Annotated in this window: 22 protein-coding genes and 1 riboswitch; of the genes, 8 read left to right on the plus strand and 14 right to left on the minus strand. The window is 65.2% G+C overall.

Features of this window, described 5'->3' with window-relative positions:
• Positions 1 to 59: 59 nt before the first annotated feature.
• The 3 genes from CH281_RS14190 (at position 60) to CH281_RS14200 (ending at position 5,109) form a co-directional block, all read left to right on the plus strand.
• Complete coding sequence (locus tag CH281_RS14190; protein WP_094694612.1) at positions 60 to 2,234, plus strand: malate synthase G; 2,175 nt, start codon at positions 60 to 62, stop codon at positions 2,232 to 2,234.
• Between the two features lie 67 nt (positions 2,235 to 2,301).
• Complete coding sequence (locus tag CH281_RS14195) at positions 2,302 to 3,966, plus strand: VWA domain-containing protein (RefSeq protein ID WP_256983533.1); 1,665 nt, start codon at positions 2,302 to 2,304, stop codon at positions 3,964 to 3,966.
• Positions 3,967 to 3,969: 3 nt separating this feature from the next.
• Entirely contained in the window at positions 3,970 to 5,109 is a 1,140-nt protein-coding gene (locus CH281_RS14200; RefSeq protein ID WP_094622188.1) for a metallophosphoesterase, read from the plus strand.
• A gap of 16 nt (positions 5,110 to 5,125) precedes the next feature.
• Here the strand turns inward: CH281_RS14200 and gcvP are convergent, their stop codons facing one another.
• The 12 genes from gcvP to idi all read right to left on the minus strand — a co-directional run bounded on the left by gcvP (position 5,126) and on the right by idi (position 15,673).
• Complete coding sequence (gene gcvP / locus CH281_RS14205) at positions 5,126 to 7,966, minus strand: aminomethyl-transferring glycine dehydrogenase (protein ID WP_094694616.1); 2,841 nt, start codon at positions 7,964 to 7,966, stop codon at positions 5,126 to 5,128.
• A 204-nt stretch (positions 7,967 to 8,170) separates the two neighbouring features.
• A riboswitch (glycine riboswitch) is annotated at positions 8,171 to 8,268 on the minus strand.
• 12 nt (positions 8,269 to 8,280) lie between these two features.
• On the minus strand, positions 8,281 to 8,820 hold the full coding sequence (locus tag CH281_RS14210) for a MerR family transcriptional regulator (protein WP_157226114.1): 540 nt from the start codon (positions 8,818 to 8,820) through the stop codon (positions 8,281 to 8,283).
• 413 nt (positions 8,821 to 9,233) lie between these two features.
• Complete coding sequence (locus CH281_RS14215) at positions 9,234 to 9,707, minus strand: bifunctional nuclease family protein (RefSeq protein WP_027497166.1); 474 nt, start codon at positions 9,705 to 9,707, stop codon at positions 9,234 to 9,236.
• 97 nt (positions 9,708 to 9,804) lie between these two features.
• A complete protein-coding gene (gene ftsR / locus CH281_RS14220) occupies positions 9,805 to 10,542 on the minus strand; it encodes a transcriptional regulator FtsR (protein ID WP_027497167.1) in 738 nt (245 codons plus the stop codon).
• Complete coding sequence (garA, locus tag CH281_RS14225; RefSeq protein WP_027497168.1) at positions 10,539 to 11,036, minus strand: glycogen accumulation regulator GarA; 498 nt, start codon at positions 11,034 to 11,036, stop codon at positions 10,539 to 10,541. Before garA ends, ftsR begins: the two co-directional genes overlap by 4 nt.
• A 229-nt stretch (positions 11,037 to 11,265) precedes the next feature.
• Positions 11,266 to 11,670, minus strand: a complete 405-nt coding sequence (gene gcvH, locus CH281_RS14230; protein ID WP_027497169.1) for a glycine cleavage system protein GcvH — start codon at positions 11,668 to 11,670, stop codon at positions 11,266 to 11,268.
• A gap of 41 nt (positions 11,671 to 11,711) precedes the next feature.
• A complete protein-coding gene (locus CH281_RS14235; RefSeq protein WP_027497170.1) occupies positions 11,712 to 12,443 on the minus strand; it encodes a DUF881 domain-containing protein in 732 nt (243 codons plus the stop codon).
• A gap of 3 nt (positions 12,444 to 12,446) precedes the next feature.
• Positions 12,447 to 12,770 carry a DUF1290 domain-containing protein gene (locus tag CH281_RS14240; protein WP_205912519.1) on the minus strand — a complete coding sequence of 108 codons (324 nt, stop codon included), beginning with the start codon at positions 12,768 to 12,770 and terminating at the stop codon, positions 12,447 to 12,449.
• A 113-nt stretch (positions 12,771 to 12,883) separates the two neighbouring features.
• Complete coding sequence (locus CH281_RS14245) at positions 12,884 to 13,738, minus strand: DUF881 domain-containing protein (protein WP_027497172.1); 855 nt, start codon at positions 13,736 to 13,738, stop codon at positions 12,884 to 12,886.
• Positions 13,739 to 13,740: 2 nt separating this feature from the next.
• On the minus strand, positions 13,741 to 14,346 hold the full coding sequence (locus CH281_RS14250; RefSeq protein ID WP_032366166.1) for a CDP-alcohol phosphatidyltransferase family protein: 606 nt from the start codon (positions 14,344 to 14,346) through the stop codon (positions 13,741 to 13,743).
• 67 nt (positions 14,347 to 14,413) lie between these two features.
• Complete coding sequence (locus CH281_RS14255; RefSeq protein WP_032391390.1) at positions 14,414 to 15,040, minus strand: NUDIX hydrolase; 627 nt, start codon at positions 15,038 to 15,040, stop codon at positions 14,414 to 14,416.
• A gap of 24 nt (positions 15,041 to 15,064) precedes the next feature.
• Positions 15,065 to 15,673, minus strand: coding sequence for an isopentenyl-diphosphate Delta-isomerase (gene idi / locus CH281_RS14260; protein ID WP_032387400.1), 609 nt, complete (start codon positions 15,671 to 15,673; stop codon positions 15,065 to 15,067).
• Positions 15,674 to 15,717: 44 nt separating this feature from the next.
• Here idi and CH281_RS26895 point away from each other — a divergent pair, with 44 nt between their 5' ends.
• From CH281_RS26895 to CH281_RS14270, 3 genes are all read left to right on the plus strand, one after another.
• Entirely contained in the window at positions 15,718 to 15,879 is a 162-nt protein-coding gene (locus CH281_RS26895) for a hypothetical protein (RefSeq protein ID WP_179274192.1), read from the plus strand.
• Positions 15,880 to 15,983: 104 nt separating this feature from the next.
• Entirely contained in the window at positions 15,984 to 16,238 is a 255-nt protein-coding gene (locus CH281_RS14265; RefSeq protein WP_027497175.1) for a hypothetical protein, read from the plus strand.
• A complete protein-coding gene (locus tag CH281_RS14270; protein ID WP_052053295.1) occupies positions 16,235 to 17,497 on the plus strand; it encodes a cupin domain-containing protein in 1,263 nt (420 codons plus the stop codon). Before CH281_RS14265 ends, CH281_RS14270 begins: the two co-directional genes overlap by 4 nt.
• 15 nt (positions 17,498 to 17,512) lie before the next feature.
• Here the strand turns inward: CH281_RS14270 and CH281_RS14275 are convergent, their stop codons facing one another.
• Together CH281_RS14275 and CH281_RS14280 are read right to left on the minus strand one after the other, a co-directional pair.
• Positions 17,513 to 18,274: an SDR family NAD(P)-dependent oxidoreductase gene (locus CH281_RS14275; RefSeq protein WP_027497177.1), complete on the minus strand. Its 762-nt coding sequence runs from the start codon at positions 18,272 to 18,274 to the stop codon at positions 17,513 to 17,515.
• Positions 18,275 to 18,308: 34 nt separating this feature from the next.
• A complete protein-coding gene (locus tag CH281_RS14280) occupies positions 18,309 to 20,105 on the minus strand; it encodes an acyl-CoA dehydrogenase (protein WP_032391389.1) in 1,797 nt (598 codons plus the stop codon).
• 332 nt (positions 20,106 to 20,437) lie between these two features.
• Here CH281_RS14280 and car point away from each other — a divergent pair, with 332 nt between their 5' ends.
• Together car and CH281_RS14290 are read left to right on the plus strand one after the other, a co-directional pair.
• Positions 20,438 to 23,983, plus strand: a complete 3,546-nt coding sequence (gene car, locus CH281_RS14285) for a carboxylic acid reductase (RefSeq protein ID WP_094694528.1) — start codon at positions 20,438 to 20,440, stop codon at positions 23,981 to 23,983.
• 72 nt (positions 23,984 to 24,055) lie between these two features.
• Positions 24,056 to 24,352, plus strand: a complete 297-nt coding sequence (locus CH281_RS14290) for a DUF503 domain-containing protein (RefSeq protein ID WP_032366161.1) — start codon at positions 24,056 to 24,058, stop codon at positions 24,350 to 24,352.

A 24,352-nucleotide genomic window follows, 5' to 3' on the forward strand; every position in this document is an offset into this window, starting at 1 on the left:
ACACCGTTGTCGTGGGGACACCGTCACCGGTGTCCGTGACCGGAAAGAGTGAGGAATTCATGACCGATCGTGTGCAGGCTGGTGGACTTCAGGTCGCCAAGGTCCTATTCGATTTCGTCGAGAAGGAGGCGCTGCCGGGTACCGACGTAGATTCGGAGACCTTCTGGGCCGGTGCCGCGTCGGTGATCGCCGATCTCGCTCCCAAGAACAAGGCGTTGCTCGCCGTTCGCGACGAGATCCAGGGCAAGGTCGACGCATGGCACGGCGAACATGCCGGTGCCGATTACGACCGCGCAGCGTACAAGGCCTTCCTGAAAGAGATCGGCTACCTGCTCGACGAGCCCGCCGACTTCCAGATCACCACGTCCGGAGTGGACACCGAGATCACCACCACAGCCGGGCCGCAGCTCGTGGTTCCCGTGCTCAATGCACGCTTTGCGATCAATGCCTCCAACGCACGATGGGGCTCGCTCTACGACGCCCTCTACGGAACGGACGCCATTCCCGAGACCGACGGAGCCGAGAAGGGCTCGAGCTACAACAAGGTCCGTGGAGACAAGGTCATTGCGTTCGCGCGTGACTTCCTCGACGAGGCATTGCCGCTGAGCTCCGGCTCGCACGTCGGAACCACCGGATACGTCGTCGACGCCGCGTCGCTGACGGTGACGTTGGCCGATGGCAGCACGGTGGGCCTGAAGGATCCGGCACAGCTGCTGGGCTACCAGGGCACACCCGATGCGCCGACGGCCATCCTGTTCGTGAACAACGGTTTGCACTTCGAGATCCAGATCGACCCCGAGAGCCCGATCGGCAAGACCGACGGAGCAGGCGTCAAGGACGTGCTCCTCGAGTCGGCTGTCACCACGATCATGGACTTCGAGGATTCGGTCGCCGCAGTCGATGCCGACGACAAGGTTCTGGGCTACCGCAACTGGCTCGGCCTGATGAAGGGCGATCTCACCGAGGAGGTCTCCAAGGGCGGCAAGACGTTCACTCGTGCGATGAACAAGGACCGCACCTACACCTCGGTCGACGGTTCCGAGCTGACGCTGCACGGCCGTTCGCTGCTGTTCGTCCGTAACGTCGGCCACCTGATGACCTCCGACGCGATCCTCGACGCCGACGGCAACGAGGTTCCCGAGGGCATTCTCGATGCGTTGTTCACCTCGCTCGCCGGTCTGCACTCGTTGACTCCGGACAACGTGCTGTCGAACTCGCGTACGGGCTCGCTGTACATCGTCAAGCCGAAGATGCACGGACCGGACGAGGTCGCCTTCACCGCCGAACTATTCGGCCGCGTCGAGCAGGTCCTCGGCCTGCCCACCAACACGCTCAAGGTCGGCATCATGGACGAGGAGCGCCGCACGACGGTCAACCTCAAGGCCTGCATCCAGGCCGCGTCCGAGCGGGTCGTGTTCATCAACACCGGCTTCCTCGACCGCACCGGCGACGAGATTCACACCTCGATGGAGGCAGGGCCCGTCGTTCGCAAGGGAGCGATGAAGGGCGAGAAGTGGATTGCCGCCTACGAGGACTTCAATGTCGACACCGGGCTGGCGGCCGGCCTGCAGGGCAAGGCGCAGATCGGCAAGGGCATGTGGGCCATGCCTGATCTGATGCACGACATGCTCGAGCAGAAGATCGGCCACCCCAAGGCCGGCGCGAACACCGCATGGGTTCCCTCCCCCACCGCAGCGACCCTGCACGCCCTGCACTATCACAAGGTCGACGTGTTCGCCCGTCAGCACGAGATCGCACAAGCCAAGCGCGCCACCGTCGACGAGATCCTCGAGATCCCTCTCGCTCCGTCCACCGACTGGACCGACGAGGAGAAGCAGAACGAACTCGACAACAATTCGCAGTCCATCCTCGGTTATGTCGTGCGCTGGATCGACCACGGTGTCGGATGCTCCAAGGTGCCCGACATCAACGACATCGCTCTCATGGAAGACCGTGCGACGCTGCGCATTTCGAGCCAGTTCATTGCGAACTGGTTGCGGCACGGCATCGTCACCGAGGAGCAGGTGCGCGAATCGCTGAAGCGAATGGCACCGGTGGTCGACCGGCAGAACGCGTCCGATCCGACGTACAAGCCGTTGGCACCCGATTTCGACACCAACATCGCATTCCAGGCTGCGAGTGATCTGATCTTCCAGGGCACGAGCCAGCCCAACGGGTACACCGAGCCGATCCTGCATCGCCGCCGACGGGAGTACAAGGCCGTCAACGCCTGACGGACTTGTCGACCACGTGGGTGAACACCGGAACTCAGGGCGCGGACGTTCCATAGCCGCCGGGCCCGTGATCGTCGTACTGACGATCGCGGTCCTGGTGGCGGCCGTGTTCGGATGGTTTGCGCTGCGTGATCGAATTTCGGATCAGGGGATCGAGGCAGCCGACACCTGCGTGGAGGGACCGGCCGTCCTCACCGTGGCAGCCGACCCCGACATCTCCGCCGCGATCGAACAGCTGGCAACACGATTCGACGCGACCGCCCCGGTGATTCGCGATCACTGTGTGACAGTGGAGGTTCGAGCCATCGCATCCGATGCGGTGCGAGCGGCACTGAACTCCGGTGCCGACAACTGGGATGCCGGTGCGCTCGGCGCCCGGCCGGGTCTGTGGATACCCCAGTCCTCGGCAAACGTCGAGGCCGTCGTCGACCGTGGAGCCATCGACGGCACGCCGCGGCCGCTCGCATCGAGTCCGATCGTCCTCGCTGCACCGGGCGCGGTGGCCGACGCCGTCGTCGCTGCAGGCTCGAGCTGGGCAGATCTGATACGACTGCAACGCGACCCGCAGGCTCTCGGACTCCCCGAGTGGGGTGGGCTTCGACTCGCCGTGCCGTCCGGCTCCGACACCGGCGCGAGCACTCTTGCGGTCACGGCCATCGCGGCAGGCGTACGCGGTGACCCGACCACCGCACTCACCGTCGAGGAGGCCTCCTCGACGCCACTGGTGTCGGCGATGTCGGAGTTGGCGGTGACCGACACCGGCGCTGCCGCAACCTCGGGCTCCACCACGTACGACGCCCTCGCGGCGCTCGAGAATGCTGCCGGCCCCGACGCCGCCGTCCACGCGGTCCCGGTCACCGAACAGCAACTCGCGTCGACCGATTCCTCGACGCTGACCGCCGTTCGACCACAGGGTGCAACGCCTGTCGCCGATCATCCGGCGGTCGTGCTCTCCGGTGACGAGACCTCCACCCGAGCAGCCGCGGCATTCGTCGATTTCGTGCGTCAGCCCGACGGTACGCAGACACTCTCGGACGCGGGATTCAGCGTGGACGAGACCCAGGACGCGGGCATCGTCGCCCCACCATCGGGGCCGGTTGCCGACGCGTTGCTCGCTGTACTTCGCAATCCGGTTCTGCCCCGCCGTGCCACTGTGCTGCTCGACGTGTCCGAGTCGATGCGCACCACCGAAGGCGGTGCGACGCGGCTGCAGAACACCGTTCGCGCACTGAGCGAGCAGTTCCGACGAGTCCCCGACGCCACCGAACTCGGTCTGTGGAGTTTCAGCGAAGACCTGAACAACTCGCTGCCCTTCCGGGTGGATGTCCCGACCGGACCGATGACAGTTCCCGTCGGGACCACTCCGAGGCGCTCCGCCCTCGATGCGACCGTTGAGGCGTTGACGCCGGCAACCGGCTCGTTCACGTACGCGTCCGTACTCGTCGCGTATCTCGACGCCGTGGCCGGTTACGTCCCCGGCCGCGTCAATTCGGTCGTGCTGATCACGGACGGCCCGGACGACTCACCCTTGTCGGCGGACGAGCTACTCACCGAACTGACATCGGCGTCCGATCCGGCGCGGCCGGTCGCGGTGAACGTCGTGCGCATCGGCGACGGCAGCCCTGCCCCCGTGTTCACCGACATCGCAGCTCGCACCGGCGGCACCGTGGACACGGTCCCGACATCGGATTCCCCAGACCTCCTCGATCGACTCGGAAAGTTGCTGTACTAGAACATGTCTCGTGTACTTTTTGTCGGCGTCTTCCTACTCCTCGTCACGCTCTTCCTGCACTGGCGGTTTCTCTCCGTAACGAGGGCACCGGCACGTGTCGGACGCCCGGCAGATCTGTTGCTGATACTTCTGTGGTTGTGCGCGGTGGTCGGCTTCGGCAGCGGCGTCGAGTTCGATCCGTCCTGGGCCCGTGGCCCGGCTTTCCTCGGCCTGACCTGGTTGGCGGTGGTGTTGTATCTGTTCCTCGGCACGGTCCTCGTTGCTCTTATCTGCACCGTCGTGCGGGTGATGTTCGCACTGTCGCATCGTGATTCGACTGCTGTTCGGCTGCGCATATCGCGGGTCGGCTCCGTCGTCGTGGCTCTCGTCAGCGTCGTCGCAGTGGGGTACGGCCTCGTCGAAGCCGCCTCGCCTCGTGTCACACGCACCCAGGTTGCGCTCGACCGGTTGCCGGCCGAATTCGACGGTCTGCGAGTGGCATTGGTGTCCGATATTCACGCCGGACCGTCTCGCGGTGCGGGCTTCCTGCGCACGGTCGTGGATTCGGTCAACGCGCAGCAGCCTGATGTCGTGCTGCTCGACGGCGATCTCATCGACGGGACAGTGGAGTTGGTCGGAGAAGACCTCGAGCCGCTGCGCGACCTCGAAGCCCCTCTCGGGGTCTTCGCTGTCAGCGGCAACCACGAGTTCTACGCGGGCGACGGCGGAGAGTGGCTCGACTTCTGGTCGACCCTCGACATCGACGTGTTGCGCAACGAGCGCAGGACGATCACCCGTGATGGCGCTGCCATCGATATCGCCGGCATCAACGACGCCACTGCCCCGGAACCGTACGAACCGAATCTCGGCGCTGCGCTCGACGGCATCGACCCGGATCGCTTCGTGCTGTTGATGGCTCATCAGCCCAAGCAGGCTGTGGAGGCCTCCGAGCTGGGCGTGGACATGCAGGTATCCGGACACACTCATGGCGGGCAGATCTGGCCGATCCGCTATCTGGTGCCGCTCCAGCAGCCCAGTGTCGAGGGGCTGGACACGATCGGTGACACCACGCTCTACACAACCCGCGGTGCAGGCGCGTGGGGTCCGCCGGTGCGCGTGGCAGCCCCGCCCGAGATCGCGATGCTCGAACTCACGCGGGGCTGACCATCTGCCCGTCCAGTCAGGCGAACGCCTCGATCGGCGGGCAGGAACACACCAGGTTGCGGTCGCCGTGCGCGCCGTCGATCCGCCGGACCGCGGGCCACACCTTCGGTCGGTCGTAGCCTGCGGGGTACGCCGCGAGTTCCCGCGAGTACGGGTGGTCCCAGTCGGCGACGAGGCATTGCGCCGTATGCGGAGCGCCGCGCAACGGGTTGTCCTCTACGGTCCACTCGCCGGAGCCGACGCGGTCGATTTCCCTGCGGATGGAGATCATCGCGTCGCAGAATGCGTCGATCTCCTCCAGATTCTCGCTCTCGGTCGGCTCGACCATCAGGGTCCCCGGCACCGGGAAGCTCATCGTCGGCGCATGGAAGCCGTAGTCCGCCAGTCTCTTCGCCACGTCGTCGACGGTGACGCCGGTGTCCTTGGTCAGACCTCGCAGATCGAGGATGCACTCGTGCGCCACCATGCCGTTGTCGCCGGTGTAGAGCACGGGGAAGTACTCGTCGAGGCGGCGCGCGATGTAGTTGGCCGACGCGATGGCGGTCAAGGTCGCCCGGCGCAGCCCCTGCGCACCCATCATCGCGATGTATGCCCACGTGATCGTCAGGATCGACGCGCTTCCGTACGGTGCGCCCGCAACGGTCGGACCGTCGCCCAGTTGCGGTGCCAGCGGGTGGCCGGGCAGGTACGGCTGCAGATGCGAACGGACGCCGATGGGTCCGACGCCGGGACCGCCACCGCCGTGCGGGATGCAGAAGGTCTTGTGCAGGTTCAGGTGACTGACATCTCCGCCGAAACGACCCGGCCGAGCCAACCCGACCAGAGCGTTGAGGTTGGCACCGTCGACGTACACCTGTCCACCCGCGTCGTGCACCGCGGCACAGATATCGGATATCTCGTGCTCGTACACACCGTGGGTGGAGGGGTAGGTGATCATGATGGCGGCGAGGGTGTCGGCGTGCTCGGCGATCTTGGCCCGCAGGTCGTCGACGTCGACGTCTCCGTTCGGTCGGCACGCCACCACGACGACGCGCATCCCGACCATCACCGCGGAGGCGGCGTTGGTGCCGTGCGCGCTCGACGGGATCAAGCAGACCGTGCGATCGGTGTCGCCGTTGGCCTGATGGTATCGGCGGATCGCGAGCAGTCCCGCGTACTCGCCCTGGCTTCCTGCATTGGGCTGCAGGCTGACCGCGTCGTAGCCGGTGATGTCGACGAGCCATTGTTCGAGGTCGGCGATCACCCGGAGTAGTCCGGGGACGTCGGTCGACGGCGCGAACGGGTGTTGGCGCGCGAACTGAGGCCAGGTGATCGACTCCATTTCAGCGGTCGCGTTCAACTTCATCGTGCACGATCCCAGCGGGATCATGCTGCGGTCGAGGGCGATGTCCTTGTCCGACAGCGCCCGAAGGTAGCGCAGCATGGCTGTCTCGGTGCGGTAGCGCGTGAAGGCGGGATGCGTCAGGTACTCGGACGTGCGGGCACAATCGGCCGGGACGGACTCGGCTCCCGGGCCGGCGGGCTCGGCACCGAATGCAGCGAGCACATCGACGATGTGAGCCTCCGTGGTTGCCTCGTCACAGGCGATCGCGACGTGATCGTCGTCGACCGGTCGGAGGTTGATACCGCGTTGTTTGGCGGCATCGACGACGGTGTGGGCCGCGCCGGGGACCGCGGCGAGCACGGTATCGAAGAACTCGGCATGCACCACGTCGATGCCCGCAGCCTGCAACCCTGCTGCGACGGTTCGAGCACGGGTGTTGACGCGAAGTGCGATCGCGCGCAGCCCATCCGCGCCGTGGTAGCTGGCGTACATCGCGGCCACGATGGCCAACAGCACCTGGGCGGTGCAGATGTTGGAGGTCGCCTTCTCACGGCGAATGTGCTGCTCGCGCGTCTGCAGGGCCAAGCGGTAGGCCCGATGTCCGTCTGCATCGACGGACACTCCGACCAACCGCCCGGGCAGCTGGCGCGAGTGCCCGGAGCGCACTGCGAGATAACCGGCATGCGGACCGCCGTACCCCATCGGAACCCCGAAGCGCTGGGTGGTTCCGAAGCAGACGTCGGCACCGATTTCGCCGGGCGCGGTCACCAGGGTGGCGGCCAGCAGATCGACCCCGACTGCAACCAGCGCACCGCGCTCGTGTGCAGCCTCGATCGTGGCGGTGTGGTCCACCAGACGGCCTGACGCTCCCGGCAGCTGCGCCAGCACTCCGAAGAAGTCGCCTTCGGGCAGGCCGTCGGCGAGGTCGGCGTACACCAGCTCGATCCCGAGCGGTTCGGCGCGCGTAGCGAGGACGGCTTTGGTCTGCGGGTAAATATCCGAATCGACGACGAGGCGGGGTGACTTCGAGCCTCGGTTGGCGCGACGCATGAGCGTCATGGATTCGGCTGCGGCAGTGGACTCGTCGAGCATGGAGGCATTCGCGACATCCATACCGGTCAGATCCGACACCATCGTCTGAAAGTTGAGCAGTGCCTCCAGTCGGCCTTGACTGATCTCGGGCTGATAGGGGGTGTAGGCGGTGTACCAGGCCGGATTCTCCAGGATGCCGCGCGTGAGCACCGGAGGCGTCAGGGTGTCGTAGTAGCCCAGGCCGATCATCGAGGTGGCCACCGTGTTGCGGCCGGCGAGATCGGCCAGCGCGGCCAGCGCATCGTGCTCGCTCAGAGCAGGCGGCAATGTCGCCAGGCCATCGGGAACCCCGTCGACGACGGTATCGAGAATGGACTCGGGAACAGCCTTGCGGGCCAGCTCGTCGAGGCTGTCGACACCGATTGCATCGAGGATGCGGGCCAGTTCGGTGGTGTCGGGGCCGATGTGTCTGTCGACGAAAGCCGATGCGGTCGAAGTCATTCGGTCGGTCACGGTCTACTCCCAGGGTCCCAAGACAAGGCGTCGGACGGCCGGGGCATACGCGCCGACCGCTCCTCCCCCTCTGTCGTGTGCTCGCTGACGCGTGCGCCTGAGAGATTCGGTAGAACACGGCGCGCTGACGTGCGCGCACCGGCACCTTTCCCCTTGGGCGGGTGGGTGCTCCCACCACTTTCCAGAGTTGTCGAAGCCCACACGGTCCGTGTGCCTGAGAGATTGACGGGGAGGTATTGCTCCTTCGGCGTCCGAGACTGGATGCCTCGGAACTCTCCCGCGCAGGCGCGACGGTGAGAAGTCTAGCCGGTCTTACGACTCGCGCGATTCTTGCGGCGGGACGCCAGTTCGTCTTCGGGGCTCGGCTGGCTCTCTCCGCCGTCTGCTCGCTCGGCCGGGAAGTCGGCGATGGTGCCGGTGAGCTCGCGCATCGCGCCGTTGACGGCGATACCGAAGACGCCCTGCCCGCCCTGCAGCAGGTCGACTACTTCCTCGGCCGACGTGCACTCGTAGACGGTGGTGCCGTCGGAGAACAGGGTGATGTTGGCGAGGTCGCCGACGCCACGCTGGCGCAGGTGATCCACGGCGACGCGGATGTTCTGCAACGAAATTCCGGTGTCGAGTAGGCGCTTGACGATCTTGAGGACCAGCATGTCCTTGAACGAGTACAGCCGCTGGCTGCCCGAACCTGCTGCGCCTCGGATGGACGGTACGACCAGGCCCGTACGCGCCCAGTAGTCGAGTTGCCGATAGGTGATGCCGGCAATCTGGCACGCGCTGGGTACGCGGTATCCGACGAGTTCGTCGGGCACCGAATCGTCGGGGAACAGGCCGGGTTGAATGTCCTGCGACTGTGCGACAGGGCGATTCGACGCCTCGTCGGGGGTCTCGACCCGAGCATCGGCTGCGGACGCGTCCTCTGTCCGGCTTGCGGCGTCGGATTCTCGACTGCCGTGATGCTGCTGCGGCTGATCTCCCACTGACTGCTCCCTCTCGGATGTCTCACTGCGTTCGGATCCAGTCAGTACTGGAATCCGTCCGAAGCGCGCCTGAACGCCTCGGTGTACTCGCGTGAAGTCATACCGTGTACCAGGGCCAGACTACGCCTCGGCGGCAACCGAAGAGGCGTGAACTGCGTCGGTCCGAACTGCGCCGGCGATGAACTTCACTGGCACGAACGTTATGGGGGCAATCGACCAGATTCAACGCAACGCGCCGTAAACCTGAACCTAAAGTTGAGGTTGAGACTATTCCGTTACCCGTCGGTGGCCTTGAAGTCGTCCGGCGACACCGATTCGAGGAATTCCTTGAACTTCTCCACCTCGTCCTCACGCTCGTCCGGCATCAGCAGGCCGGCCTCGGCGAGCACAGGCTCCTCCGCATAGATCGGGACTCCGGCGCGGAGCGCGATGGCAACCGAATCCGACGGCCTCGCCGACACGCGGATGTCCTTGTCGAATACGAGATCGGCGTAGAAGGTGCCTTCCTGGAGGTCCACGATGCGCACCTCCTTGAGCTCGTGCCCCAACGCAGAGATCAGGTTCTTCACCAGATCGTGCGTCAGCGGCCGAGCCGGCTGCACACCTTGCTGCTCCAAAGCTATTGCGGCAGCTTCGGTTTGGCCGATCCAAATCGGGAGGTACCTATCTCCGTCGGATTCACGCAGCAGCAACACGGGCTGGTTCTGCGGCTGTTCGACACGAATACCGACCACACGCATTTCACTCATCGTGTCCACCTCACACCTCGAGAAATCTTCGCTGGTCGTCGCTGGTCCAGCTCACCAGAACCGAGTCTATTGGAATCCGAACCGGCGCGAGCGAACCTCACCGGTCGAGCGCACCACGCACCGCTGCTTTGACCAGACACGTATGCAAGGTCAACGACAGAGCTGCCAATTCCCGGATCATCTCTTCGGCACGATCACGTGCACCGGCATCGCGCCCCTTGGCGACCGGCCCGGCGATCTGAGCGACGAGACCCGCTTCGCGGTCCGCCGCGAGCTTGAACGCACGGAGGTGACGAACCTCGAGCCCGAACTGCAACATCGCGTGCGCGGTACGAGCGAGCGTGACGGCACCGTCGTCGTAGAACCCGGCCTGCCCGGGCGTGATCAGACCGCTGCGTAGCAACTCGGTCAGGAAGGCGTCATCGATGCCGGCCTGGGCCAGTAGATCTGCCTTGCTGATGCGGACCTCGCGATCGGGTAGGAACTCCTCCGGCGAGACCTCACCGGCCGCGATCGTCAGCGACCGCGGGCGCTTGACCGAGGCGTCTGCTCTCTCGACGGTTGCAACGCCGTGGTCGATCGCTTCGAGTTGTTCCTTGATCACCTTCAGCGGCAGGTACTGATCACGCTGAGCGGTGAGCACGAACCGCAGCCGTTCGCAGTCCGCGATCGAGAAACGCCGATAGCCCGACGGAGTGCGCTCCGGAGAGATCAGACCCTCGGCTTCGAGGAATCTGATCTTCGAGATGGTCACGTCGGGAAAGTCGGGCCGGAGTCGATCGAGGACGGAGCCAATCGACATCCCCCCGCTGGACTGCTGCCCGACGGCGGTCACTGGCTTCCTGCACCCGCAGACGACTCGCCGACTGCAGATCCGTTGCCGCCACGCGGCCCGGTGAGGAAGACCAGACGGAACTTGCCGATCTGCACCTCGTCACCGTTGGCGAGCACGGCGGAGTCGACCGGCTCGCGGTTGACGTAGGTGCCGTTGAGGCTGCCCACGTCGACGACCTGGAAGTCGTCCTCGTCCTGGCGGAACTCAGCATGTCGACGGCTCACGGTGACGTCGTCGAGGAAGATGTCGCTGTCGGGGTGACGACCGGCCGACGTGGTCGGCTGGTCGAGCAGGAATCGGGATCCGGCGTTGGGACCACGCTTGACGACGAGCAGGGCAGCTCCGACAGGCAAGCCCTCGACACCCGATACCGGAGCTTCGGTGCTCTGGGCGGTAGCGGAGTTGTCCAGCTCCTGGAGGAAATCGGCGCGGAAGACCGAGGTGGTCTCGGCCGGCGACTCCCCGTAGTTGCTGTCGTTGTCGTTCTGGCTCACCGTTACTCCTTCTCAGTCCGTTGACCCGGGCAACGATCACCTCGGGTAACGCAGTACATGGTCTTCACTTCTGGTTCTGCTGGCGTTCGGTGGTGCGTTTCGGTTCCTCGGTGCGTGGCGGACCACTCACCATGCGCGACCTTCGCCCCGACAGGCTGTTCGCTCGGTGTCGACCGTACCCTGCGCGCCGAGGACCTGTGGTCGGTTGGCCGGTGTGTACGGCCCTTCGTCACTCAGCTGTGATGAGAGCATATCCGGCGGCATCGAGCATCGGTGCCAGCGCCGCGTCCAATGCCTCCGAGGATGCGACCTCGAGCTCGATCAGCCACCCGCCGGTGTACGGTCCGGAGTTCACCTTCTCGGGTTCGGAATCCAGATCTTCGTTCACGGCAACGACTTTGGCCGTGAGCGGACTGAACACGTCGGACACGCTCTTGGTCGATTCCACTTCACCGAGAGACTCGCCCGCGGTGACGCTGTCACCGATCGCCGGAAGCTGAACGAACACGACGTCGCCCAACTGCGTCTGGGCGTAGTCGGTGATACCGATTCGAACCGTCGCAGGCCCCGTCCGCTGCACCCACTCGTGCTCGGGGGTGTAAAGCAGATCAGCTGGTGTGTCGATGTCGCTCAACGCGGCATTCCCTTCCATCGTGGCCCGGGGCGAGCGGGCGATCAGTTTCCGGGCTGAGCGTATTGACGTGGGCGCGGATCTCGCAAGGCGGAGACCGTGACCTGGTCCGATCGCTCGACTCGCGAGCTCGCCCCGTTGCGGGCGACCGTGTCGATCACCCCTCCGGGAATGTTCAGTGCAGCTTCCAGAGTCGCTGGATCTCCGATGGCAGTGAAGGTGTAGGGAGCGCGTAGTTCTCGGCCGTCCACCACGACTCGGCCGGCCGGTCCGGCCATCCACGAATCCACACCGATGCGGACCGCGACCCCACCACCGTCGATCTGCAACGCCTCGGCACCGGCGGCCCGCAGCTCCTGCAACGCGTCGAGCAGAACCTCTGCTCCGACGCCGGCGTCGGTGTCGTCGATCGTCAACGTGACGCCGGGTCCTCGGGCCGCCACGGTGCCGATCTGAATGGACAACGCGGACAGTCGTTCCTGGGCTTCCGCCACCGCGGCGTCCGACCCGGAACCGGACTGCCGGAGGGTGGCGAGCGTGCCCTGAAGCGCGCTGATCTCGTCGCGGATCGACGCCTCGCGTCGCGTCAGTGAGTCCAACACCACCAACAGGTCCTCGGGCCGCGAGTTCTCCAGATTGCCCGACGTGCTCGTTTCGCGCACCTGTGTCGCGATTCCGATTCCGAGGGCACACATCAACACGAGAGCGAGAATGCCGAACCACGTGCGCTGTCCACGTCGGGTGCGCCGACCGTGCCGTCCGGGGCCTGCGTTCATCGGTCAGGCACCGAAAAGCCGTCGGCGCAACGCAGCGGCGTTGCCGAAGATACGTATTCCGAGCACGACGACGATGGCGGTGGACAGTTGCGTTCCGACTCCGAGCTGGTCGCCGAGCCACACGATGAGCGCCGCGACGAGGACGTTGAAGACGAACGACACGACGAATACCTTGGCGTCGAAAATGCCGTCGAGAAAGGCGCGCACGCCGCCGAACACTGCATCGATAGCGGCCACGACGGCGATCGGCAGGTATGGGGCGACGACTGCAGGAACTCGAGGCCCGGCGACGAGACCGATCACGACTCCGACGACGAGCGCGACCAATGCTGCGAGCGCGAATCCGGCGCGGCCGGTGGCGGCGGGCTCGGTGCCGCCGGGCACCTCGGGACCGGGGCTGCCGGAGTCGGATGGCTCGACGTCCGGGACGTCACTCGCCGTCATCGTGGGGCCACCTCCTTCGCCTCGAACGACTCCCTGGCGACGGCCGGCCCGAACTCGAGATCGGTGGCCGGCCGTACCGAGAAACCGACACCGTAGAGCTGAGCGACCGTGCTCATGCGCAGGTATGCATCGCTGACGGCGAACTGCACCTGAATGCGCTGCGGTGGACCGATCGCATCGATGTCGTAGGGCGAGGTGATCGGGCGATTGTCGAGCAGCATCGCGCCGCCTGCCTGTCTGATCGTCACGTTCGGCCCGACTCGATTGCCGTCGACGGACACCGCTTCGGCGCCGCTGGCCCACAGAGAGTTGACGACGGCAGCGATGTCGCGGTCGAGAACGGTTGCGCCGGAACCGGTACGGACCGATCTGTCGGATGCACCGCCTGCGGCAGGTTCTGTCACGACGACCGACAAGCCGGGACCGGTCACCGAGTCGATACCGGCCGCCGACTCGACCGCATCGAGACGGTCCAGAAGCTCGCTCCCGGCAGCATCGGACTGGAGCGCGCGATCACGCTCGGTCGATACCTGCGCTGCGAGTTCATCCCTCGTGACGTCCAGTTCGGCCTCACGCTCCTGGGCAGCACGCACTGCAGCAGAGGCGTCGGCGCTGGCCCGGTCGATCTCCGCCGCATCCGAGGCCAGCTGCGACATCGCGACCCCGAAGACCACTCCGACAGCGACGGCACCGGTGATCAGCCAGAGGACAGGCGGCACCCTAGGGGTACGCACGTGGTGCGCCGACCGTTCGACGGCAGCGGCTGCGTAACCCGGATCGAGGTGATCCGTCAACAGCGATGTGAGCAGTGACGGAGTCGGGTTCCTCTTCGGTCGTGCTGGTGGCTGCACCGTCACCTGCCCGGTGCGGAGGTGGGCGCGATCGCTCGCGCGACGGCCACTGCCTTGCCGAGGTACAACGCACCGGTCCACGTGTACAGCACCGTCCCCCAGATCAGGAGCGCGTAACCGAGGGGCCCAGCGGCGTCGGCCACGGAACCGGTGCCCACGGAGACCAACAGCACCGGCAGCGCGATCATGACCACGAACGTGGCGGCCTTCCCGAGATAGATCACGTCCGGAGGCGGGAGGGAACGACGTCGGTAGACGAACATGGTCAGGCCGAGAACCGCGTCTCGCCCGATCAGGATGGCAGCGACCCACCACGGGATGATGCCGCGCACCACGAATGCGACCAGCGTGCTGACGACGTACAGGCGATCGACGAGCGGGTCGAGAATCGCCCCCAGCCGCGACGACTGCCCGAGCAAACGCGCGAGTTTTCCGTCGAGCCAGTCGGTGCCGCCGCTGACGAGCAGAATGACCAGCGCCCAGCCGTCTGCCTGGGGGCCGAGCAGAAGAAACAAGAACAGCGGAACGCCGGCGAGTCGCACGGCACTGAGCAGGTTGGGAACAGTTGCGATCCGATCCGTTACCTCGAGTTCGCTCTTGTCCGTCACCGCTCACCTCCTGTCGCCTCGGGCGTCGTGGCAGCCGGCGCGAGCGCACCGGCGGTTCGAGGCCACGTTAGCGCCACGCGAACACCGGCTGCTCGAAGTCCGCGACCCGGGTGTGTCGACCGCGAAGGACCACTTCACGAAACTGGTGCACGATCGCACCCGTGGGAGCATGGATGGCACCGGTTCGGAACGGCCACCGAATCACGGGTCGGGGCGACTCGGGGATCGTGACGAATTCCGCATCGACATCGAGTTCGGCCTCGGTCACCTCGAACACTTCGGCCACCTCGTCGGCACTGGGCTGCAGCGACGACGAATACTCGCCCACCCACACCACGAACGGCGTGATGACGTATCCCGAACGGGTGACGTAATCGTCGAGGCGCCCGAGTACCTCCCCCGGGTCGGTGCGAATGCCCAACTCTTCCTGGAGTTCACGCAGGCAGGCCTGTGCCGGGGTTTCGCCCGGATCGACTCCGCCACCAGGTAGTGCGTACTGACCCGGGTGAGCGCGCAATCGGCTCGGCCGTCTGGTCAACAGCAGGCGACGGTCTCCTCTCTCCCCGCCGACCGCCAGAGCAACAGCTGCGTGGCGCAGACCGTCGGCATCGGCTGTCCGAGACTCGAAGTGGCCGAGTGCACGCTCCATCGAGTCGCGGCCCAGGCAGTCACTCGATTCGTCGCTACCCGCCATGAGTACCCACCGATTCGGTTGCCGTCATGCGGAATCCGCGAGACGCGCTGCCGGAGGAAGGAGTTCGTCGGCGGACGCAGGCCAGGCCAGTGCGTGCTCGGCCAACCCGGCGAGTTGCTCCACTTGTGTTCGACACCAGGGCGATACATCGATTCGGTCTGCGAGCACGTCGGCCGAGAATTCGGCCCAGGACACCCATCGCGTTTCGTCGACCTCGTCAGGATCCGGGTCGAGTGTCGCGTCGTCGCCGACCGTCACTCGGTAGACGGGGCAGATCTCGTTCTCGACTATCCCGTTGTCCATCACAGCGCGGTACCGAAAATGCGGCAGCACCAGTTCCGCGGACCGGGCCTGCAGACCCAGCTCTTCGCCGATGCGTCGGAGCACTGCCGACTCCAGGTCCTCGCCGGGTGCTGGATGTCCACAACAACTGTTCGTCAACACGCCGGGCCACGTCGTCTTGCTCGACGCCCGTCGCGTGAGCAACACGGCACCGTCCTCACGCACCACGTAGCTGGAGAACGCCAGGTGCAGCGGGGTCTGTTCGGTGTGCACCGTGGTCTTGTCCTGGGTGCCGACGGCGCGGCCTTCGTCGTCGAGCAGCACCACGTGCTGCGCAGGGGATCGATCCATCGTTCCATGCTCCCACGGCCGGACGGCCGGTCTAGTGTCGAACCATGGGACAGGACGACAAGGACAAGACAAACGGCGGCACCTCGACCGAACACGACACGGCGGATTCCCCCAAGGGCGGCCGCCCCGGACCGGTGGACGGCGGAGGCGGCGGTGGGATGGCGACACGGGAGAACGCCCCGGAGATCGCCGACGATCAGGAGTGATATTTCCCGGTGCCGTCGCTGTTTGAATCACAGAGATTGCGTCAATACCCCCGATGTTCCCGCGCTGCGCGAGAGCACGAACCTCCATCAACGGAAGGACCTCGATGAGCATCAACGACGACGACATCACCACCTCAGGCGGATCTGCAGGCGAAGGACCCGCTGACGGCGGATCCAATCCCGGCGGACACGACGGCGGAGCAGACGGCCCGGCCGGAGCAGGCGAAGGACCCGCTGACGGCGGATCGAATCCCGACGGACACGACGGCGGAGCCGACGGCCCAGCGGGTGGAGAAGGCCCGGCCGACGGCGGATCCAACCCCGGCGGACATGACGGCGGTGCGGACGGTTCCGCTTGATCATCGAGTCGAACGACGAGCGCGGACCGGGCAACCGGTCCGCGCTTCGTCGTCTCACCGGAATCGACGCCGCCACTTTCGCGGAGCGTCACTGGGGCACAGCACCCAAGTTCACCCGATCTGCCGAACTGTCCGGATCGTTCGAGGATCTGATGACGGTCGACGCGGTCGACGAGTTGATCGCCGAGCGCGGCGTACGCACCCCGTTCGTGCGGATGGCCAAGGACGGCCGCCTGCTGGAGAAGAACAAGTTCACGGGGTCCGGAGGGTTCGGCGCCGAGATCACCGACCAGGTCGATTCCGCGGCGGTTCTGTCGGCCTTCGCGGCCGGCAACACTCTGGTGCTGCAGGGCCTGCATCGCCTGTGGCCGCCCTTGATTGCTTTCACCGGCGAGCTCGTTCGCGAGCTCGGCCACCCGGTACAGGTCAATTCCTACGTCACTCCGGCTGCGTCCCAGGGCTTTTCGCCGCATTACGATGTTCACGACGTGTTCGTCGTGCAGATCGCCGGTAGTAAGCGGTGGACGATTCACTCGCCGGTGCATCGCCATCCACTGAACAATCAGCCGTGGTCGGACCGACGAGCAGCAGTGGAACGTCACGCCGACGACTCCCCGGAGTTGGACATCGTGCTCGAGCCCGGTGACGTTCTGTATCTCCCGCGCGGCTGGATCCATTCGGCGCAGGCCCTGGGCGAGACGACGGTGCATCTGACGATAGGCGTCGCGTCGTTCAACGATTACGACATCGCCCATCACACCCTCGGTGCTCTTCAGGACGTCGAGGGACTGCGCGCACCGTTGCCGGCCGGATGGGACCCGACCGATTCCGAGTCCGTTCTCCCCCACGTACGCCGCGTCCTCGGCGACATGCGCCGAGCTCTCGACGAGTTGGATCGAGATCCTGAGGCGCTGCATCGGATCACCGAGCGTGTTGCGAGTCGGTACGACGAGCTGGTTCGACCCGAACCGGTGCGCCCCGTTCGCAGTGTTGCCCAGATGGGCGCGCTGCGGGGTCAGGACTCGATTCGGCTCAGGGCCGGGGTGATCGCGCGAGTGGTGCGAACCCCCGAGTCCGCGGCTGTCGTGCTGCGCGACAAAACCGTGTCGATGCCGCCTCAGTGCGCCGATGCCCTCGAATTGTTGCTCGAAGGATCGCCGTGCCGGTTGGATTCTCTGCCCGGCCTCGACACCGACGATGCTGTCGTGGTCGGTCGCAGGCTCGTGCGCGAAGGCATCGCAGTCACCGCCATCGAGTGATGGTGACCCCGACCATCAGGTGATGGTCACGCCGCCGTCCACTGCGATGGTCTGGCCCGTCACGTATCCGCCCGCGTCGGAGGCGAGCCAGACCGCGGTGGCGGCCAGTTCTTCGGGGTCGCCCTTGCGTCCGAGGATCATTCGGGGAGCCAATGCCTCGAGGTATCCCGGCTGGTAGGAATCGGTCATCTCGCTCTCGAAGAAGCCAGGCGCAATAGCGTTGACGCGGATGCCTTTTCGAGCGCCCCACTGTTGCGCGAGGTCACGAGTGAGACCGACGATGGCCGCCTTGCTGGCACTGTAGGCAGCCTGAGGCAGACCGGCGGTGGTGAGCCCCAGAATGCTGGATATGTTCACGATCGAGCTTCCGGGCTGCATCACCCGTCCACACGCCTGAGCGGCCCAGTAGGAGCCGTTCAGGTTGATGTCGATGACAGAGCGGAACTGCTCGGGAGTCTCGCGGGTGGCGGGGTACGCCGTGCCGACGCCGGCGTTGTTGATCAGCACGTCCACCTTGCCGAACTCGGCGACGGCGGCCTCGACCATGGCCGTGCACTGGTCGGGATCGACCACATCGGTTGCCACGCTCAGCGAACGCCCACCGACGCTGTCGATCAGTGCGGCAGTCTGTGCCAACTTGTCGACGCGACGGGCGGCCAGCACCACGTCGGCTCCGGCCTCGGCCGCCGCTTTCGCGAAAGACACTCCCAAACCGGACGATGCGCCCGTGACGATGACGACGCGGCCGTCGAGGCGGAATTTGTCCAAGATCGACATGTTCTGAAATCTCCTTGTATCGGGTGTCTCGTGCTCAGAACCAGGCGGGTGACATATCGAGGGTCGTGCGATCGAGAAGCGCCAGCAGATCGAGCTGTGCATCGACCTTCGGTAGCTCGTAGACGAAGAAGTACCGTGCAGCAGAGCGCTTTCCGTCGTAGAAGTCTCCGATTCGGTCTCCCACGGCAAGCAGCTGCTCGAGCCACATCCACGCGATGACCGTGTGGCCCATTGCCTCGAGGTAGGCCGTGGAATTCGCCAACGCCACGGCGGCGTCACCGGTACCCCAGACTGCGGCGGTGACCTCGACGATCCTCGAGAACCTGTTGTTCAGCTCGGTGCCGTACTGCTCGGCCGCTCCCCCGTGAGTCGATGCTCGCGTCACGGTCTCGGCGATTCGCTCGGCGAGCAGCGCCAACCCGGCACCGTTCTGCATGACGACCTTGCGGCCGAGTAGGTCCAAGCCCTGAATGCCGTGTGTACCTTCGTGAATGGGGTTGAGCCGGTTGTCGCGGTAGTGCTGTTCCACGTCGTAGTCGCGGGTGTAGCCGTAACCCCCGTGCACCTGAATGGCAAGACTGTTGGCCTCGAGACACCACTGCGAGGGCCAACTCTTGGCGATCGGTGTCAGTACGTCGAGCAACAGTGTCGATCGAGCTGCGTCGGCGGCGTCCGATGCCGAATCCTGGTGGTCCACCAAACGCGAGCAGTAGAGCCCGAGGGCCAATGCCCCCTCGACATACGACTTCTGCGCCAACAACATTCGGCGCACGTCGGCGTGCTCGATCAATGCGACCGGAGGCGCGGCCGGATCCTTGGCTCCCAGTGGCCGTCCCTGGGTGCGCGTCTTCGCGTACTCGACGGACTTCAGGTAGCCGACGTAGCCGAGTGCGATCGCCAGGAATCCGACGCCGATCCGGGCCTCGTTCATCATGTGGAACATGTACGACAGACCACGGTTCTCCTCCGCGACGAGATAGCCGACTGCCCCGGCTTTCCCACCGGGAGAATGAGTTCCGTCGCCGAACGCGAGCAGAGTGTTGGTGGTACCGCGGTTGCCCATCTTGTGATTGAGCCCGGTCAGCACGATGTCGTTACGTTCGGCGATGCCGCCCTCACCGTTCGGCAGGAACTTGGGAACGATGAACAGCGAGATCCCTTTGACGCCGGGAGGCCCACCCGGCGTCTTCGCCAGAACCAGGTGCACGATGTTCTCGGTCAGTTCATGATCTCCACCGGAGATCCACATCTTGGTACCGGTGAGCCGGTAGCTGCCGTCGTCCTGTGGCACAGCCTTCGTGGTGATGTCCGCCAGCGACGACCCGGCCTGCGGTTCGGACAAGCACATGGTGCCGAACCAACGCCCGTCGATCATGGGCCGCACGTAGTCGCGCACCTGCTCCGGGGTGCCGTAGGTGGCGATCAGATTGGCGTTGGCCATCGTCAGGAACGGATAAGACGACGTTCCAGCATTTGCAGCCTGGAAGAACGCCATGGCAGCACGAGAGACGGTGGCGGGCAACTGCATACCGCCGATCGATTCGTCGAACTGCCCGGCGATCAACCCCGCGTCGCGGTACACGTCGAGAGCGGCCTTCACCTCGGGGATCAGCTCCACCGAACCGTCCCTGTTCATGGTGGGCTCGTGTGCATCGGCCTTCTTGTTGTGCGGGGCGAAATGCTTGTGGGCGATGTCTGCGCTCAGGTCCAGTACCGCATCGAACGTTTCGCGCGAGTGTTCCGCAAAACGTGGCCGCTCCGTCAACGCAACCACATCGAGCCATTCGTACAACAGAAAATCCAGGTCGCGGCGTGAGAGAACGTCCGACATTTCGCTGCTCCGATCGAGAGGGGTGACGCGTGAGCCGACGGCGTGAGCTCTGCGAGGGAGCGGCAACCGCGTCGCACGTGACGTGCAACTCACCATACAAGTCGAGTTCGGTCGTCCACATCGAGTACCTACGCCGCCCGGATACACGACGGTTCCCCGGCGTAACAGGACGCGAGAAAGGTTGAAACACAGACATTTCCGGCCAAACAGACTATGAGTAGCGTCACGATTACCTACTCGGCCGCGGGCATATACTTACCTTTGATAACGATATTCGACGTACGAGCACGATGATCCGGCGTCGTCCGGTGCATCGTGGAGGGGAGCGAAGCATGACCCGAACAATCGGCATGAAAAGCACAGGGGCCGTCGACAGCGAACACGATCGAGACATCCGCCAACGCGACCGTTTCCAGCATCTGCACGACAGCGATCCGGAGTTCCGGGCTGCCGAGCCGGATCGGTCGGTTGCCGACGCGGCTCGTGAACTGGCACCCAACCTCGCTCGCGTGGTTGCCGAGATCATGACCAGGTACGCCGATCGCCCCGCCCTGGGACGCCGCGCGCGCACGATCGAGGACACCGACGGCAGCACTACCGCTCGCTTGCTCCCCCGATTCGACACGGTGACCTACGGGCAGGCCTGGGCCGACGCGGGAGCCTTGGCGTCCGTCCTGGGTCACGGCGACGGCGGCATCGCTGCAGGCGACTTCGTGGCCACGCTCGGTTTCGCCGGCATCGACTACGTGATCACCGAACTGGCCACCATCCGTGTGGGCGCAGTCGCAGTCCCACTTCAGGCCGGAGCCACCGCGGGTCAACTGAGGGCCATCGTCGACGAGGTCGAGCCGGTGGTCCTGGCCTCCGACGTGGACAACCTCGCCGTCGCGATGGAGGTCGCCGGCCACTGCCGGTCGATCCGCACAGTGGTCGTACTCGACTACGACGACCGAATCGATGCCGACACCCGCGCGCTGACATCCGCGCGCGAGGGTGTCCACGGGTCCGGCATTGCTGTTCGACCGCTCACCGAACTGGTGGACGAGGGTTCCCGACTCCCCCAGGTGCCGTTGTTCGACGTCGAGGATCCCGAGCGCCTCGCCGCACTGATCTACACCTCCGGCAGCACCGGTACTCCGAAAGGGGCGATGCATACCGAGCAGATCGTGTCCGGTGCGTGGACCGGGGCCTGGCATCGGACGGGTGCCTCGTCCGAGGGTGTCGACGAGCCGGCTTTTCCCGTCATCACTCTCGACTACCTACCGATGAGCCACCTTGCGGGCCGCGGGCTCGTTTTCTCGACTCTGGCGGCGGGCGGCACGGTTCATTTCGCCGGCTCCAGCGACCTGTCCACGTTGTTCGAGGACTTCGCTCTGGCGCGCCCCACGCTGGCGTTGTTGATTCCGCGGGTGTGCGAGATGATTCGCCACACCGTGCTCGCCGAAATCGATCGTGCGGTCGACGGTACCGATGCGGGCGAACACGAGCAGATTTCGCGAGGCGTGCTCGAGCGTGTGCGGTCCGAGCAGTTCGGTGGACGAATCCTGGCTGCAATGGTGGGCACCGCACCCATCGCCGCCGAGGTCAAGGATTTCGTGACCGACTTGCTCGACGTTCGGGTGCGCGACAATTACGGTTCGACCGAAGCCGGAATGGTACTTCTCGACGGGATCGTCGCGCGGCCACCGGTTCTCGAATACAAATTGGACGACGTGCCCGAACTCGGTTATTTCTCCACCGACACTCCCCATCCACGTGGTGAGCTCCTGCTCAAGACGACGTCGATCATCCCCGGTTACTACAAGCGGCCCGATGTGACCGCAGACGTCTTCGATTCGGACGGGTTCTACCGCACCGGCGATGTCGTGGCCGAGCTGGAACCGGACCGGCTCGCATACGTGGATCGTCGCAAGAACGTATTGAAGTTGGCCCAGGGCGAATTCGTCGCGTTGGCGCGCCTGGAAGCGGTGTTCGGTACGAGCGAGCTGGTGGACCAGATCTTCCTGTACGGCAACAGCCAGCGGTCGTATCTGTTGGCGATCGTCGTTCCTGCCCACGCGAACTCGACTGCGGGCGCGATCATGGAGTCGCTACGGCGGATCGCTCGCACGGAGTCGCTGAATTCGTACGAGATACCTCGCGAGGTCGTGCTCGAACGCGAGCCCTTCACTCAGGACAACGGTTTGCTGTCGGGTGCCGGAAAGCAATTGCGTCCCAAACTCGTCGAGCGGTACGGCGACGAACTCGAGCGTCGCTACGCAGAACTCGAATCGGGGCAGACCGATCGACTGCGTGAGCTCCGGCGTTCCGGTGCCCAGGCACCCGTGCTCGCCACGGTCGGGGACGCCGCCCAGGCTCTGCTCGGCTGTTCGGGCGCGGACATCCGGCCCGATGCCCACTTCACCGATCTCGGTGGTGACTCGTTGTCGGCGTTGACGTTTTCCACATTGCTGCGCGACATCTACGACGTCGACGTCCCGGTCGGGGTGATCACCGGACCCGCAATGGACTTGGCGGCTCTTGCCGACTACATCACGTCCGCGATCGACAACGATTCCGACACAGCGACATTCGCGTCGGTTCACGGACGCGACGCTTCCGTCGCGCTCGCATCGGATCTGACCCTGTCGGCATTTCTGGACGCCTCCCTGCTCGATGCCGCTCATCGAATTCCAGGCCCTCGGCCGGTAACGAACATCGTGCTGCTGACGGGAGCGAACGGCTACCTGGGCAGGTTTCTGTGCCTCGAATGGCTCGAGAAGATGGCAGCCGCCGGCGGAAGAGTCATCTGCCTGGTGCGCGGACGCTCCGATGCCGATGCCCGCGGTCGGCTCGACGCCGCCTTCGACAGCGGGGACGCGACGTTGTCCGATCGATACCGCGCCTTGGCCGACGCCGCACTCGACGTGATTGCAGGCGATCTGGGCACTCCCCGGTTCGGGTTGACCGACGATGTCTGGGAAGAGCTTTCCCGCCGCGTGGACCGCGTCGTGCACCCGGCAGCACTGGTCAATCACGCGCTGCCGTACGAGCACCTCTTCGGACCGAACGTCGTCGGAACGGCCGAGGTGATCCGGTTGGCCTTGACCGACCACATCAAGCCGGTGACCTACCTGTCGACGGTCGCGGTTGCCGTCGGTGTCGACGACTTCCACGAGAACGGTGACATTCGGGTCGACAGTGCGCAACGAGCAGTCGACGAGTCGTACGCCAACGGTTACGGAAACTCCAAGTGGGCAGGCGAAGTGTTGTTGCGCAACGCTTTCGACGAATACTCGCTTCCCGTCTCGGTCTTCCGGTCCGACATGATCCTCGCCCACAGCACCTGGTCCGGTCAGCTGAACGTCCCCGACGTATTCACGCGACTGATCCTGTCGGTGGTCGCAACCGGGCTGGCACCGAGAAGCTTCTATGCCACCGACACCGGAGCGCCCACCGACGAGCAGGGCAGGCCACTGGCTCATTACGACGGATTGCCTGCGGACTTCAGTGCAGCGGCTATCACCTCGATCGCGGGCGACGACGTGGCAGGCTACCGAACCTTCGACATCCTGAACCCCCACGACGACGACATATCGCTTGATACGTTCGTCGATTGGCTACGTGACGCGGGCTGCACCATCGAGATCGTCGACGACTACGACGAATGGTTCGAAAGGTTCAGCGCGGCAGTTCAGGAACTACCGGAGAAACAACGGTCACACTCGTTGTTGCCGCTGATCCACTCCTACGCGCATCCCCAGCACCCGTCGTCGGGAGCAATCCTGCCGGCAGACGAATTCGCGTCGGCTGTCGGCGATATCCCACACCTCGGGCGAGAACTGATCGAGAAGTATCTGGCCGATCTGGTAGCACTCGGCCTGGTGGCCAAGAGCTGACCGTTACCTGGTGCGGGCCCTTCGGCTCGCACCAGGTAGCCCCGCCCACTACCGCGGTACAGTCGAAAGCCTATGTGGATCGGATGGATAGAACTGGATTTTTTGTTGGGCGACGTGCACTCCCTGAAGGAGAAGCGCTCGGTGATTCGGCCCGTGATCTCGGAGCTGCATCGAAAATTCGCGGTGTCGGTCGCCGAAACCGACCATCGCGACCTGCACAGACGGGCCGAAATCGGAGCGTCGGTGGTAGCCGGCGACCTCGAGCACGTGACCGACATCCTCGACCGGGTCGAGCGGATGGCGGCGTCCCGACCCGAGCTTCATCTCGTAGCCGTTCGGCGGCGCACCCTGAAGAGCGACGACATCTGA

The organism is Rhodococcus sp. 06-221-2 (genome assembly GCF_002258365.1).
Lineage (GTDB): Bacteria > Actinomycetota > Actinomycetes > Mycobacteriales > Mycobacteriaceae > Rhodococcoides > Rhodococcoides fascians.